This is a genomic window from Streptomyces sp. NRRL F-5630 (assembly GCF_000719475.1).
Taxonomy (GTDB): domain Bacteria; phylum Actinomycetota; class Actinomycetes; order Streptomycetales; family Streptomycetaceae; genus Streptomyces.
On the sequence record NZ_JOGO01000011.1, the window covers coordinates 24,815 to 38,707 of the forward strand.

Consider the following 13,893-nt stretch of genomic DNA (forward strand, 5'->3'; position numbering starts at 1 on the left):
CCCGTCCCTTCCCGCCCCGGCGGGCTGCGAGAATGAGGCAGCTTGTGCGCGCGTTCACAAGATCGTGTGAGAGCGTGCCCGGGCGTCCCCATCCCGTCCGCTCCGTCCTGCCCCCCGACCGAAAGTTCCGCGCCGTGGACATCAAGACAGCCTCCGCCCTCCGCCGCCTCCGCCTGGTCTCGGCCCCCGAGGCGGTCTCCTTCCTCCTCCTGCTCGTCTGCTCGATCCTCAAGCGCACCACCGACTTCAACGCCGTACCGGTCATGGGCATGATCCACGGCGTCCTCTTCGTCCTCTACGTGATCTTCTGGCTCGACGCCTGGAACCGCGCCAAGTGGTCCGCCGGGCGCGGCATCCTCTACTTCATCCTCTCCGTCCTGCCCACCGGCGGCTTCTTCGCCGAGCGCAAGCTCCGGCGCGAGGCCGAGGACGCGGTCATCGCCGGCCGCGCCCGTCGCGAAGGGATCGTGAACGCGTGATCGTCGCCTTCTCCGTCTCCCCGCTCGGCGTCGGCGAGGAGGTCGGCGAGTACGTGGCCGAAGCGGTCCGCGTCGTCCGCGAATCCGGCCTGCCGCACCGCACCGACGCGATGTTCACGAGCATCGAGGGCGAGTGGGACGAGGTCATGGACGTCGTCAAGCGCGCCACGGCCGCCGTCGAGGCCCGCAGCCCCCGGGTGTCGCTCGTCCTCAAGGCCGACATCCGCCCCGGCGTCGAGGACGGTCTCACCCGCAAGGTGGAGACGATCGACCGCATCCTGGGCGAGAACGAGCCGGCGTCCTGAGCCCGTCTGTCCCCCCGTCCGGGCCCCGCCGCGTGCGCGCGACGGGGCCCGGACGCCCGAGGGCCGAAGGATGAGACGGGGCTGACCACGATATGACCGGCCGGTAGGGTCGGGGGCGTGCCGAAGCCGCTCAGCCTCTCCTTCGACCCGATCGCCCGCGCGGATGACTCCTGGCGGCAGCGCTGGGGACACGTTCCCTCGATGCCTGCCATCACCTCGATCATGCGGGCCCAGCAGATCCTCCTCGCCGAGGTCGACGCCGTCGTCAAGCCGTACGGGCTGACCTTCGCGCGCTACGAGGCGCTGGTGCTGCTCACCTTCTCCAAGGCGGGTGAGCTGCCGATGTCGAAGATAGGCGAGCGGCTCATGGTCCACCCGACCTCGGTGACCAACACCGTCGACCGGCTCGTGCGCTCCGGCCTCGTCGCCAAGCGCCCCAACCCGCAGGACGGGCGCGGCACCCTCGCCTCCATCACGCCCAAGGGCCGCGAGGTCGTCGAGGCGGCGACGAAGGACCTGATGGACATGGATTTCGGCCTCGGCGCCTACGACGCCGAGGAGTGCGCGGAGATCTTCGCGCTGCTGCGCCCGCTGCGCGTCGCGGCCGGCGACTTCGAGGACTGAGCCCCTGACGACCGGCGGGAGCGACCGGCGGGACCGACCGTCTGGACCGGCCGGAGGGCCCGACCGATACGGCTGACCAGCGACTTCGCGGGTGCCCCCGCCCCGCGTACCGTTCGCCCGATCCGCCCGGTTAGGCTCCCCCCATGAAGAAGAGCGTGCTGACCCGCTACCGCGTGATGGCCTACGTCACCGGTGTGCTGCTGGTCCTGCTGACCCTCGGTGTCATCGCCAAGTACGTGCTCGACATCGACGGCGCCTCCGGCCCGACCCGGGTGATCGCCATCGCCCACGGCTGGCTCTACGTCGTCTACCTCGTCGTGGCCTTCGACCTCGGCTCCAAGGCGAAGTGGAAGGTCGGCAAGCAGCTGTGGGTGCTGATCGCGGGCACGATCCCCACGGCCGCGTTCTTCGTCGAGCGCAGCATCACCCCTGAGCTGGAGGCCAAGGTCGCGGCCCAGGAGGCCAGGGCCGTCCCCGCCGCCCGGACCGCCGCAGGGGCGGGCGCCGAGGCCGAGAAGAGCTGAGCCCGGACCGGCGACAGCCCCCGCACGGGCCCCGAGCCGTACGAGGCCGGGCACCGCTTCCCCAGCGGTGCCCGGCCTCTTCGCGTCCCTCCGCGTCCTCAGCCCCGTGTCACCACGGCAGCGGGCCCTCGCGGTCCACCACTCGCCCCGTGCCCGCCGACGCGTCCTCCGTGGCGAGTGCCACGATCGCGTCGGTGCCCTCCGTGACGGTCTGCGTGCCCGTGTGGTGGTTGAGGTCGGTCGCCGTGTAGCCGGGGTCGGCCGCGTTGAAACGGACGCCCTCGACGCCTCGCGCGTACTGCGTCGTGAGCATCGCCACCGCCGCCTTGGACGAGGTGTAGAGCGGGGAGACGACCGAGTGCTCGACGCGCTCCGGGTCGTGCGTGAGCGTCTGCGAGCCGAGCCCGCTCGTCACGTTGATGACGCGCGGGTCCGCCGACTCCCGCAGCAGCGGCAGGAAGGCGTGCGTCATCCGCACGATGCCGAGGACGTTCACCTCGAACACCGAGAGCGCGTCCTCGCCCGTGAGCGCGGCGGCCTCCTTGAGGGGGCCCGTGATGCCCGCGTTGTTGATCAGGACATCGATACGGCCCTCGTGCGCCGCCACGTCCCGCGCCGCCGCCTCCACGGACGCGGAGTCCGCGACGTCGAGCGCCACCCAGCGGCCCCCGACCTCCTCGGCGACGGCCCGCCCGCGTTCCGCGTCACGGGCGCCGACGAGGGCGGTGTGGCCGAGCGCCGAGAGGCGACGGGCGGTTTCGAGTCCGAGGCCGCGAGCGGCCCCGCTGATGAGAGTGATCGTGCTGGTCATGTCTGAGAGAGTGCGCCCTCCGCGGGGCCTTATCCAGGCACCGCTCAACGGTAGGAACGCCCGTCCCACCTTCGCCGGACCCCCGACGGACAGGCGTTCGGGGGTGGGGGGCGTTCGTCGCCGGCCCGCGCCGCGCCCCCCGGCCCGTCCCTCCAGCCGTCCCACGCACACCGCCCGCCGCCCCACGCACACCCACGCAAGGACCCGCCGACTCAGCCCTCCAGGCCCTCGATCAGCAGGGCGGCGAGGCGTCGCGACCACTCCTCGTCCACCGGCTCCGCGCTCACCAGGGCCCGGTGCACGACCGTGCCCGCGATGACGTCGAAGATGAGGTCCGCGCTGCGGGCCGCCGAGACGGGGTCGGGGTCGCGGGGGATCTCGCCGCGGTCCTGGGCGCGGCGGCGGCCGAGCAGGACGAGGCGTTTCTGGCGGTCGACGATGGCGGAGCGGATGCGGTCGCGCAGCGCCTCGTCGCGGGTCGACTCGGCGATGACGGCCATGAGGGAGGTGCGGGTCTCGGGGCGCTCCAGGAGCCGCGCGAAGCGCAGCACGACGGCCGAGACATCGCCCGCGAGGCTGCCGCAGTCCGGGAGTTCGAGTGCGTCGAAGAGCACGGCGACCGCGTCCACGACGAGTTCGTTCTTCCCCGCCCAGCGCCGGTAGAGCGTCGTCTTCGCGACGCCCGCGCGCGCGGCCACGTCCCCGAGCGTCAGCCCCGACCAGCCCGACTCGACGAGCACCTCGCGCGTCGCGGCGAGGATCGCGGCATCGGCCGCCGCGCTGCGGGGCCGTCCCGAGCGGTGCCGCTCGGGCGGCGGCGCCGGGGAGGGCGTCGCGCCGGACGGAGGGAGGTCGGAGGCGGGCATGGCGTGACCATACCGGCCGGTAGCACTGCGGGGTGTGAACGAGATCACCGCGCGCGGGACGGCTTCAGGAGTTACGCTACGACGCGTAGCGAAAAGCTCCTCGCCCCGTGCGAGGACGCTTCGAGCGGCAACCGCACCCGGGGTGGGGACCCCGGGGAACACGTGCCGCACCCGCCGCCCCGCGTGGTGCGCACACCCCGTACGGGTGACTTCGTACGGGCCGAGGAACGGTCCGCCCCCGGGTGAGGGCGCGGAGAGCCGGTGCATCCTGCACCTGGCTTTTCCGCCGTGGCGGCCGAAGGGGGAGGATGGGCCCATGCAGCCACGGAACATGTCCATGAGCGGGGTCGTCGACCTCGCCGCGGTGAAGGCGGCCCAGGAGGCCAAGGCCAAGGCCGAGCAGGCGCGCGCCGAGCGTGCGCGCGGGGGCGACGCGGGGGCGGTCCCGCCCTCGGGCCTCGTCATCGACGTCGACGAGGCGGGCTTCGAGCGCGAGGTCCTCCAGCTCTCCACCGAAGTACCCGTCGTCATCGACTTCCAGGTCCCGCGGGCCGAGCCCTCGGCGGCGCTGAGCGCCGTGCTCGAACGCCTCGCCGTCGAGTACAACGGCCGGTTCGTCCTCGCGCGCGTCGACGCCGAGGCGAACCAGATGCTGTTGCAGCAGTTCGGGGTCCAGGGCATCCCCGCCGTCTTCGCCGTCGTCGCCGGTCAGGCGCTCCCGCTCTTCCAGGGCGCCGCGCCCGAGGAGCAGATCCGCCAGATCCTCGACCAGCTCATCCAGGTCGGCGAGGAGCGCTTCGGCCTCACCGGAATCCAGGTCGACGCCTCCGCCGCCGCAGGAGCCCCCGCCGAGGAGGAGCCCGCCGGTCCCTACGACCACCTCCTCCAGGCCGCCGTGGACGCCCTCGACTCCGGCGACTTCGCGGGCGCCGTCCAGGCGTACCGCAACGTCCTGGCCGACGACCCGGCCAACACGGAGGCCAAGCTCGGGCTCGCGCAGGCCGAACTCCTGCGCCGGGTCTCCGGGCTGGATCCGGCGAAGGTCCGCAGCGAGGCCGCCGAGCGCCCCAAGGACGTCTCCGCGCAGCTCGCGGCGGCCGACCTCGATCTCGCGGGCGGTCACGTCGAGGACGCCTTCGGGCGCATCGTCGACACCATCCGCCAGGTCTTCGGCGAGGACCGCGACACGGCGCGCCTGCGCCTCCTCGACCTCTTCGAGGTCGTGGGCCCCGACGACCCGCGCGTCGTGGCGGCCCGTCAGGCCCTCGCGCGCGTGCTCTTCTAGGCCGGTAACCGGGCATATGCCCCTGTTCCGTGCCCCGGTGGATTTGGCGACACGGCGACCCGCGCACCCCCTCTTTGCCAAAACTTGGCAAAGAGGGGGTGCTGTTACTTGTAGTAAGAGGAGCCCGACCTTCCGTCGCTCCTCGTGGGGTGATGTCCGGGTATGCGCCCTTGTGCGAAGCGACTTTCCGTGCCATCGGGGGGCGTGGCCGATGTCCTGCGGTCATGTCCGCGTTACCAGTCAGTAACGAACCCCTTGTGCGGGAACTCCGAATGCACCACGATCGGGCACGCTCGGTCCACTGCCTCCGGTCCGACAGCCAATCGGCGCCCGGGGGTTCAGGGTCCCCACCGGGCGGGCCGGAGTCCTCGCGGGCGCCGGCCGGGACAGGGGGGTCTCCGCCGGTCGGCGGGGCCTGTCCACGGGTTGCGTGAAGGCGCGGCCAAGTGGTTGTCGCTCGGGGGTGATCGCCGGAGATCAGCGCGCCGCAGGCGCGACGCGTCCCCGGCGCTCCTTCCCGAGGACGTAGCGCTTCTCCCATCCCTGCCCACGACCGCCGCCTGAGCGGCGGGCGGCACGGGCCCGGGATGTACGTCCGAGAAGGAGGAAATCATGGAATCTGTCGCTCGTGGCGGGACCAGATGGCGTCGTTTCGCCGTCGTCATGGTCCCGGGTGTCGCTGCCACGGCGGCCATCGGGGTCGCGGTGGCGCAGGGCGCGCTCGCGGCGTCGTTCAGCGTGTCGGGCCAGCAGTTCAAGGTCTCGGCGGACCGGCTCGAAGGTGAGGGCTTCGCGCAGTACGGCGGCATGGACGTCGAGTCGGACGGGAAGACCGGTCACGCCGTGGCCATCTCGTCGTTCGACGACGCCAAGCTGTACAACATGTGCCAGTCGGTCGTGACGCCGAACGTCCCGCTCGTCGGCACGATCACGCTCAAGCTCAACGCCGGTACGAAGAAGGGCCAGCCGGCGGTCGCCCACAACCTCTACGTCGACCTGGACGACCTCTCCGGTGAGGCCACGTTCGAGGACATCGACATCGGCGTGGCGGCGGGGGCCAAGACCCGCGGCCCCGCGCTCGCGAAGAACACCCCCTCGGGCGCCTTCGCACAGCAGGCGAGGAAGGCCACGATCGAGGACATCAAGCAGACGGCCTGGGCCACCACGGCGGGCACGTTCAAGCTGAGCGGGCTGCACATGTCGCTGCACAAGGGCGTCAAGGAGTGCTACTGAGCACCCCCGACGGGACGGGTCCCACGGGCTCCCGTCCCGCCGCGTTCTGACCGCGTGACCGTGGGCGGCCCCGGCGGGCCGTCCACGGGGCGCGGGCCCTTCGGCACGCGGGCCCTCCCCGTACGGGCCGGGACGGCAGCGCCGCCGCGCCCCGCACGGGTGTCCTCGTGCCCCTTCATCCACGCATAGCCGGTTCCAGGGAGCTGTTTTCCATGAGCGCCGAGTCCCCAGGGCTGAGCGACGACCGACTGCACGCCTGGCGAACGCGGTTCCGCAACTGGCGGGGCACCCGGCCCTTCTGGGCCGGTCTGCTGACGCTGCTGGGCGGCATACCCATCGCCTACATCCCCTACAACGACCTCAAGCTGGGGCAGCTCACCGTCCGCATGTCGACGACTGCGGGCGCGGGCTCCCTCATCATCGGGGTCCTGCTCATCACCCTCGGCCTGACGATGTGGTACCAGGCGCAGGTGCGGGTCTTCGCCGGAGTCGCGGCGATCCTCCTCGCCCTGGTCTCGCTCCCGGTCTCCAACTTCGGCGGCTTCGTCGTCGGCTTCCTCCTCGCCCTCTTCGGCGGCAGCCTCGCGCTCGCCTGGGTGCCGGACAAGAAGGCGAGGGGCGGGAAGCCCGCCGCGGCCGACGCGCCGGCCGACGACCCGAGCGGCGACCCCGCCCCCGAGGGCCACGGCGGCCCGGACGCGGGCCCCGGCCCCGTACCGCCGCGGCAGCCCGGACCCGCCGGGGACGATGCCCCGGCCGGGGACGGCGGGCGCCCCTACGCGCACCTCGCCGACGGTGGTGGGCACCGTGCCGAATGACGAGTTGCACCCGGGGGAGGCGCGCAGACCGGGTCCCCGGCACGCGGCGCCGCGCAAGTCGGTCCTGACCAAGTTCCGGATACCCGCGGGCAAGGCGATGGCCCTCGCGGCCATGCCGACGGCCGTCTTCGTCGGCATGGGGCTCACCCCGCGCCTCGCGCTCGCCGACGACAAGACCGACCTCCCCTTCGCGCCCGGCCCCTGCGTGACCCGCTCCGACGAGCCGAGCCAGGAGCCTTCCGCCTCCGCCTCCGCCTCCACGAAGCCCTCGCCCTCGGGGAGCACGAGCCCGGGTGCCTCCCCCTCGCCCTCCGCGACGCCGCACCCCTCCGCCTCGGACGGGGCCGAGGACGACGCGAAGGACGAGGCCGAGGACGCCGCGAAGGACAGGCCGGGCACCCCCGCTGCCGAGCAGGAGGGGGCGGACGCGAGCACAGGGGCGAAGACCGAGGAGAAGGCCCAGGACGCGCCCTCGGCGAGCCCCACGCCCAGCGCCTCCGAGAAGGCGAAGAACCCGCTCGACCCGCTGGGTCTCGGCGACGCCCTCAAGGACCTCTTCACGCCGAAGGACGGTAAGGACGCGGACGCGTCCGGCGAGGAGAAGCCCGCCGAGGACGACAAGACGGCGGACGCCCCGGACTCGGACGCCAAGGCCGACGACAAGGCGGACGAGAAGGGCGCCGACGACAAGAAGGCGGACGACGGGAAGGCGGACCGCAAGGCCGCCGCGGACGGCGCCCGGGACTCCGGGACGGACGACGCCACCGAGCCCCGCACCCTCAAGGACGACCTCAGCGACGCCGCGCGCGCCGCCGGTGCCTCCGAGGAGGACATCGCCGAGGGCGCCCGCAAGGCCGAGGAGCAGAACGCCAAGGGCCCGCGGAGCGAGAAGGCGGACGAGGCGGGCAAGGGCGACGGGCCCGAGCCCTACCCCTGCCCCACCCACGACGCGAAGGCGCTCGCCGACGCCGACGTGGACGAGAGCTACCCGCGCGTCCCCGAGGAACCCTGGACCCTGCACACCACGAAGCTGAGCCTGCACGGGCTCGGCTACGACGGCATCGTCAAGGTGCGCACGTCGAGCGGCACGGTCAAGAACGTCCTCAAGTTCACCGCGACCGGCATCGACATCAAGGACCTGCACCAGACCGCCGTGGGCCCCGGCGCGTACACGACGCACGTCAAGGGCGCTCCGGGCTCCACGTCGACGATCCGCGACGGCAAGGTCACGATGTACACGGAGGAGCTGAAGGGGAAGCTGCTCGGCCTCATCCCGGTCGACTTCACGCCCGACAGCCCGCCGCCGCTGACCCTGCCCGAGCTGTTCTTCACGGAGGTCACCGTCGTCCAGGCCGGTCAGTTCGGCGGCACGCTCACCATTCCGGGTCTGCACAACTACCTGGACAAGAGCGGCGGCTGAGCCCACGAGCCCGGAGGTCCCGGGCACAGGGAAGGGGCGCCCCGCGATCGCGGGGCGCCCCTTCCCTGTGCCGTTCCGCTGTGCGCGGAGTCCTGCTCAGTCCTGCCGGTTGTCGCCCAGGTGGTGGACCCGGACGAGGTTCGTCGAGCCGGGGACGCCGGGGGGCGAGCCCGCCGTGATGACCACGGTGTCGCCGTCCTTGAGCGAGCCCAGCTTCACCGTCTCGGCGTCCACGAGGTCGACCATCGCGTCCGTCGTCTCCACGTGCGGCACGAGGTACGGGGTCACGCCCCAGCTCAGCGCGAGCTGGTTGCGGGTGGCCTCGTCCGTCGTGAAGGCGAGGACCGGCTGCGCCGTGCGGTAGCGGGCCAGGCGGCGCGCGGTGTCGCCGGACTGCGTGAAGGCGACGAGCGCGTTCGCGTCGAGGAAGTCCGCGATCTCGGCGGCGGCACGGGCGACCGAACCGCTCTGCGTGCGCGGCTTCTTGCCCTCGTCGAGCGGCTTGAGGCCCTGCGAGAGCAGCGCCTCCTCGGCCGCCGTGACGATCTTCGACATCGTCTTGACGGTCTCGATCGGGTACGCGCCCACGCTCGACTCGGCCGAGAGCATGACCGCGTCCGCGCCGTCCAGGATCGCGTTCGCGACGTCGCTCGCCTCGGCGCGCGTCGGACGCGAGTTGGTGATCATGGACTCCATCATCTGGGTCGCCACGACCACCGGCTTGGCGTTGCGCCGGCACATCTCCACGAGGCGCTTCTGCACCAGCGGGACCTTCTCCAGCGGGTACTCCACGGCGAGGTCGCCGCGCGCCACCATGACGGCGTCGAAGGCGAGGACGACCTCCTCCATGTTCGCGACGGCCTGCGGCTTCTCGACCTTGGCGATGACGGGGAGGCGCTTGCCCTCCTCGTCCATGATCTTGTGGACGTCCTTGACGTCCGAGGCGTCGCGCACGAAGGAGAGCGCGATCATGTCGGCCCCGGTGCGCAGCGCGAAGCGGAGGTCCTCGACGTCCTTCTCGGAGAGCGCGGGGACGTTCACGGCCGCGCCGGGCAGGTTGATGCCCTTGTGGTCGGAGACCACGCCGCCCTCGATGACGATGGTGTGCACCTTGGGGCCCTCGACGGAGGTGACCTTCAGCTCGACGTTGCCGTCGTTGATGAGGATCGGGTCGCCCTTGGCGACGTCACCCGGGAGGCCCTTGTACGTCGTGCCGCAGATCGTGCGGTCGCCCTGGACGTCCTCGACGGTGATGGTGAACTCGTCGCCCCGTACGAGCTCCACGGGGCCGTCCGCGAAGGTCTCCAGGCGGATCTTCGGCCCCTGGAGGTCGAAGAGGACCCCGACGGTCCGGCCCGCGTCCTCGGCGGCCTTGCGGACGCGCTGGTACCGGCCGAGGTGTTCTTCGTGCGAGCCGTGGCTCATGTTGAGCCGGGCCACGTTCATGCCGGCTTCGATAAGGGCCTTCAGCTGATCGTACGAGTCGACGGCTGGACCGAGAGTGCAGACGATTTTGGAACGGCGCATGAGGCAAATCCTATCGGTTTGTTTCGGGGCGGGATTAACGGACTACCGGAAGAACACATGGGCGCGGGACCGCTCAGACGAAAGGGTTTCCCGCGGCGGGGAACCGCTGAAGTGGGCGACATATGGGCGCCGCCGCGCTCAGGTGGGCCGCCCGGAATACCGTGCGAACGGCCCGGAAACGGCTCCCGAAATCGTGGCGCGAGCGGCCCGCCCGAATTCAGCCCCGCCCACCTCCTTCCGCGACGAGCCCGTACGTCTGCCGCGCGATCTCCAGTTCCTCGTCGGTCGGCACGACGGCGACGGTGACCGGCGTTCCCTCCGGCGAGATGACCCGCGCCCGCTTCTCGCGGATCGCGTTGCGCTCCGGGTCCACGGCGATCCCGAAGCCGCTCAGCCCCTCCACGGCAGCCGCGCGCACGGGCGCCGAGTTCTCGCCGACCCCGGCGGTGAAGGCGAGCGCGTCGACGCGGCCGAGGACGGCCGTGTACGCGCCGATGTACTTGCGCAGGCGGTGGACGTACACGTCGAAGGCGAGCCGCGCGGTGCGGTCGCCCTCGTCCGCCCTGCGGGTGATCTCGCGCATGTCGTTGTCACCGCACAGGCCGTACAGGCCGCTCTTCTTGTTCAGCAGCACGTCCACATCCTCGGCCGACATGCTCGCGTTCCGCATCAGGTGGAAGACCACTGCGGGGTCGATGTCCCCCGACCGGGTGCCCATCACGAGCCCTTCCAAGGGAGTCAGCCCCATCGAGGTGTCCACACTGCGGCCCCCGCGCACGGCGGCGGCCGAGGCCCCGTTGCCCAGGTGCAGGACGATCGTGTTCGTCTCCTCGTAGGGCCGCCCGAGCAGCTCGGCCGTCGCGCGCGAGACGTAGGCGTGCGAGGTGCCGTGCGCCCCGTAGCGGCGGACGCGGTGCGCCTCGGCGACGGCGGTGTCCAGCGCGTACCGCGAGGCAGCCTCGGGCATGTGCGCGTGGAAGGCGGTGTCGAAGACGGCGACCTGCGGCAGCGAGTCGTTGAGGCGCCGCGCGGTACGGATGCCGGCGAGGCCCGCCGGGTTGTGGAGCGGGGCGACCGGGATGAGCCGCTCGATCTCGCGCTCCACGTGCCAGTCCACGAGCGTCGGCCCGTCGAAGAGCCGCCCGCCGTGCACGATGCGGTGCCCGACGGCGAGCAGCTCGGGCGAGTCGAGGCCGAGCCCGTCGCGCGACAGCTCGGCCGCGACCGCGTCGAGCGCCTCGTCGTGGTCGGCGACGCGGCCCTCGCGGGTGCGGGTCCGCGGCTCCGCGCCGGTCAGGAGGGTGTGCTCGACGCGCGAGGTGCGCTCCCCGATCCGCTCCACGAGACCGGTCGCGAGCCGCGACTCGTCCCGCATGTCGAGGAGCTGGTACTTGACCGAGGAGGAGCCGGAGTTGAGGACGAGCACGCGAGTGGGTGAGGCGGACACGGGGGCCTTCCGTAGGGTCCGGTGGATGGGGAGCGGGCGGGGGAGTGGCGGGGCGGGCCGCGCGAGGGCGGTACGGGGTCGGCTGTACGGGTTCCCGCGAGCCGCCGCGCGAGACGTCCCGGGGGAGACTCGGGCGACGTCCAGCGGGAGGTCCCGTAAGACATACCGCTCTCAGGCGGACTCGGCCGTCTGCCCCGCCTGGATCGCCGTGATGGCGACCGTGTTCACGATGTCCTCGACGAGCGCGCCGCGCGAGAGGTCGTTGACGGGCTTGCGCAGGCCCTGGAGGACCGGGCCCACGGCGACCGCGCCCGCCGAGCGCTGCACGGCCTTGTACGTGTTGTTGCCCGTGTTCAGGTCCGGGAAGACCAGGACCGTCGCGCGCCCCGCCACGGGAGAGTCGGGCAGCTTCGTCGCGGCGACGGAGGGCTCGACGGCCGCGTCGTACTGGATCGGGCCCTCGATGAGCAGATCGGGGCGCTCGGCCCGTACCAGCTCCGTCGCCCGCCGCACCTTGTCGACGTCCGCGCCCGAGCCCGAAGTGCCCGTCGAGTACGAGAGCATCGCGATACGGGGCTCGACGCCGAAGGCCGCGGCCGTCGCCGCCGACTGGATCGCGATGTCGGCGAGCTGCTCGGCGTCCGGGTCGGGGTTGACGGCGCAGTCCGCGTAGACGAGGACCTTGTCGGCCAGGCACATGAAGAAGGCCGAGGAGACGAGCTTGGCGTCCGGACGGGTCTTGATGACCTCGAAGGCCGGGCGGATCGTCGCGGCCGTCGAGTGCACCGCGCCCGAGACCATGCCGTCGGCGAGCCCGGCCCGCACCATGAGCGTCCCGAAGTAGTTGACGTCGGCGACGACGTCGTGCGCCAGCTCCTCCGTCACGCCCTTGTGCGCCCGCAGCCCCGCGTACTCGCGCGCGAAGCGGCCGCGCAGCTCCGAGTCGTGCGGGTCGAGCAGCTCGGCGCCCTCGACGTCCACGCCGAGGTCTGCGGCCTTCTTGCGGATGACCGCCGGGTCGCCGAGCAGGGTCAGCGCGCACACCGAGCGGCGCAGCAGGACGTCCGCCGCGCGCAGGACGCGCTCCTCGGTGCCCTCGGGGAGCACGACGCGACGCGGGTGCGCGCGGGCCTGCTCGATGAGCTTGTGCGCGAACATCATCGGCGTGACCCGGCCGCTGCCCGCGACGCGGATGCGGTCCAGGAGCGCAGGGCCGTTGACCCAGCGCTCGAAGAGGCCGAGCGCGGTCTCCGTCTTGCGCGGGGTCGCGGCGCCGAGCCGCCCTTCGAGGGTGAACAGCTCGGTGGCGGTCGGGAAGCTGTTGCCGGGCACCGAGACGAGCGGGGTGCCGGGGGCGAGCTGCCCGGCGAGTCGCAGTATGCCCTGGTCGGGGCGCTCGCCGAGGGTCAGCAGCACGCCCGCGATGCTCGGGGCCGACGCCGAGTGCGCGGCGAGCGCGCCCACGACGAGGTCGGAGCGGTCGCCCGGGGTCACGACGAGGCAGCCGGGCGTGAGGGCGTGCAGGAAGTTGGGCAGCGTCGCGCCGCCGAAGACGAAGTCGAGCGCGTCGCGCGAGAGACCCGCCTCGTCGCCCAGCAGGACCGTGCCACCGAGGGTGTGCGTGATCTGCGCGACGGTCGGCGCCGAGAGGCTCGGCTCGTCGGGCAGGACGTAGACGGGGACACCGACCCGGCCCGTGAGGCGTTCCTGCACGAGGTCGCGGTCGGCGGGCGCGACCCGGTTGACGATCATCGCGAGGACGTCGCAGCCGCGGTCCGCGTAGGCGTGGTAGGCGTTGTGCGCCTCGGAGCGCACCGACTCGGCCGACTGCTCCTTGCCGCCCACGACGGGCAGCACGAAGGCCCCGAACTCGTTGGCGAGCCGCGCGTTGAGGCCCAGCTCGTCGGGGAGCTGGGTCTGGGCGAAGTCCGTGCCGATCACGAGGACCGCGTCGTACGCGGCGGCGAGGCGCTGGTAGTCCTCCACGAGCCGCGAGACGAGTTCGTCGAGGCCCTGCTCGGCCTGGAGCGCGTTCGCCCGCGCGTAGTGCATCCCGAAGACGGAGTCGGGCGGCTGGGAGAGCCGGTAGCGCTCGCGGAACAGCTCGTACATGCGGTCCGGGCCGTCGTGGACGAGCGGCCGGAACACCGCCACCCGGTCCACCCTGCGGGTCAGCAGCTCCATGACCCCCAGCTCGACGACCTGCCGCCCGTCCCCCCGTGCGGTCCCGGTCACATAGACACTGCGCGCCACCGGTATTTCTCCGTTTCCCTACTCATACGAATTCAGGCGCACTCATCAGAGCGTCCCGGAAACGTTCTCGACATCCCGCGCGAAGCGCCTGAGAATGCCGGAAACTCATAGGACAAAAACACCTGATCTGCTGATCTCTCCCCTTGACACTACCCACAGCACTCGGTACGCCGCCTCCGCGGCCCTCCGCGCGTCCGTATTTCCGCGCGCCCCCTGCCGTTCTTCCGCTCCGGCGCCGGTAAACGCGCGCCCCCGGGACGGACGTATGTTCCGGGCTTTCCACGGGCGTGCGAGAATCGGC

General features: G+C 72.2%; 13 protein-coding genes. 8 read left to right on the forward strand and 5 right to left on the reverse strand.

Annotation, left to right across the window (positions count from 1 at the left end):
* The first annotated feature begins 134 nt into the window (after nt 1–134).
* From IF99_RS0107660 to IF99_RS0107675, 4 genes are all read left to right on the forward strand, one after another.
* The gene (locus IF99_RS0107660; RefSeq protein ID WP_030995589.1) at nt 135–479 is read left to right on the forward strand and encodes a DUF3817 domain-containing protein; all 345 of its coding nucleotides are present in this window, start codon (nt 135–137) and stop codon (nt 477–479) included.
* Nucleotides 476–784, forward strand: coding sequence for an MTH1187 family thiamine-binding protein (locus IF99_RS0107665; protein WP_030995590.1), 309 nt, complete (start codon nt 476–478; stop codon nt 782–784). The genes IF99_RS0107660 and IF99_RS0107665 overlap by 4 nt, the downstream gene beginning before the upstream one ends.
* Before the next feature lie 117 nt (nt 785–901).
* A complete protein-coding gene (locus IF99_RS0107670; protein WP_030995591.1) occupies nt 902–1,408 on the forward strand; it encodes a MarR family winged helix-turn-helix transcriptional regulator in 507 nt (168 codons plus the stop codon).
* A 143-nt stretch (nt 1,409–1,551) separates the two neighbouring features.
* Nucleotides 1,552–1,932: a DUF3817 domain-containing protein gene (locus IF99_RS0107675; RefSeq protein WP_030995592.1), complete on the forward strand. Its 381-nt coding sequence runs from the start codon at nt 1,552–1,554 to the stop codon at nt 1,930–1,932.
* A gap of 109 nt (nt 1,933–2,041) precedes the next feature.
* On the opposite strand, the gene IF99_RS0107680 is transcribed toward IF99_RS0107675, so the two are convergent.
* Nucleotides 2,042–2,743 carry an SDR family NAD(P)-dependent oxidoreductase gene (locus IF99_RS0107680; RefSeq protein ID WP_030995593.1) on the reverse strand — a complete coding sequence of 234 codons (702 nt, stop codon included), beginning with the start codon at nt 2,741–2,743 and terminating at the stop codon, nt 2,042–2,044.
* 212 nt (nt 2,744–2,955) lie between these two features.
* Nucleotides 2,956–3,609 (reverse strand): TetR/AcrR family transcriptional regulator, encoded by a 654-nt coding sequence (locus IF99_RS0107685; protein WP_030995594.1) that lies wholly within the window; start codon nt 3,607–3,609, stop codon nt 2,956–2,958.
* A 316-nt stretch (nt 3,610–3,925) separates the two neighbouring features.
* Between IF99_RS0107685 and IF99_RS0107690 the strand changes: the two genes are divergently transcribed.
* From IF99_RS0107690 to IF99_RS0107705, 4 genes are all read left to right on the forward strand, one after another.
* Complete coding sequence (locus IF99_RS0107690) at nt 3,926–4,894, forward strand: tetratricopeptide repeat protein (protein WP_030995595.1); 969 nt, start codon at nt 3,926–3,928, stop codon at nt 4,892–4,894.
* A 612-nt stretch (nt 4,895–5,506) separates the two neighbouring features.
* On the forward strand, nt 5,507–6,127 hold the full coding sequence (locus IF99_RS0107695) for a DUF6230 family protein (protein WP_030995596.1): 621 nt from the start codon (nt 5,507–5,509) through the stop codon (nt 6,125–6,127).
* A gap of 212 nt (nt 6,128–6,339) precedes the next feature.
* On the forward strand, nt 6,340–6,945 hold the full coding sequence (locus tag IF99_RS0107700; RefSeq protein WP_030995597.1) for a DUF6114 domain-containing protein: 606 nt from the start codon (nt 6,340–6,342) through the stop codon (nt 6,943–6,945).
* Nucleotides 6,875–8,365, forward strand: coding sequence for a hypothetical protein (locus tag IF99_RS0107705; RefSeq protein ID WP_420705650.1), 1,491 nt, complete (start codon nt 6,875–6,877; stop codon nt 8,363–8,365). Before IF99_RS0107700 ends, IF99_RS0107705 begins: the two co-directional genes overlap by 71 nt.
* Nucleotides 8,366–8,461: 96 nt before the next feature.
* Here IF99_RS0107705 and pyk read toward each other — a convergent pair whose 3' ends face one another.
* From pyk to pta, 3 genes are all read right to left on the reverse strand, one after another.
* A complete protein-coding gene (pyk, locus tag IF99_RS0107710) occupies nt 8,462–9,892 on the reverse strand; it encodes a pyruvate kinase (protein ID WP_030995599.1) in 1,431 nt (476 codons plus the stop codon).
* A 217-nt stretch (nt 9,893–10,109) separates the two neighbouring features.
* Nucleotides 10,110–11,339 (reverse strand): acetate kinase, encoded by a 1,230-nt coding sequence (locus IF99_RS0107715; protein WP_030995600.1) that lies wholly within the window; start codon nt 11,337–11,339, stop codon nt 10,110–10,112.
* A 171-nt stretch (nt 11,340–11,510) separates the two neighbouring features.
* The gene (gene pta / locus IF99_RS0107720; RefSeq protein WP_030995601.1) at nt 11,511–13,592 is read right to left on the reverse strand and encodes a phosphate acetyltransferase; all 2,082 of its coding nucleotides are present in this window, start codon (nt 13,590–13,592) and stop codon (nt 11,511–11,513) included.
* Nucleotides 13,593–13,893: the final 301 nt, after the last annotated feature.

Excerpts from the sequence above, each read along its gene's own strand:
- IF99_RS0107675 (WP_030995592.1), top strand. The coding sequence starts at position 1,552 with ATGAAGAAGAGCGTGCTGACCCGCTACCGCGTGATGGCCTACGTCACC.
- IF99_RS0107680 (WP_030995593.1), bottom strand. The coding sequence starts at position 2,743 with ATGACCAGCACGATCACTCTCATCAGCGGGGCCGCTCGCGGCCTCGGA.
- IF99_RS0107685 (WP_030995594.1), bottom strand. The coding sequence starts at position 3,609 with ATGCCCGCCTCCGACCTCCCTCCGTCCGGCGCGACGCCCTCCCCGGCG.
- IF99_RS0107690 (WP_030995595.1), top strand. The coding sequence starts at position 3,926 with ATGCAGCCACGGAACATGTCCATGAGCGGGGTCGTCGACCTCGCCGCG.
- IF99_RS0107695 (WP_030995596.1), top strand. The coding sequence starts at position 5,507 with ATGGAATCTGTCGCTCGTGGCGGGACCAGATGGCGTCGTTTCGCCGTC.
- IF99_RS0107700 (WP_030995597.1), top strand. The coding sequence starts at position 6,340 with ATGAGCGCCGAGTCCCCAGGGCTGAGCGACGACCGACTGCACGCCTGG.
- IF99_RS0107705 (WP_420705650.1), top strand. The coding sequence starts at position 6,875 with ATGCCCCGGCCGGGGACGGCGGGCGCCCCTACGCGCACCTCGCCGACG.
- pyk (WP_030995599.1), bottom strand. The coding sequence starts at position 9,892 with ATGCGCCGTTCCAAAATCGTCTGCACTCTCGGTCCAGCCGTCGACTCG.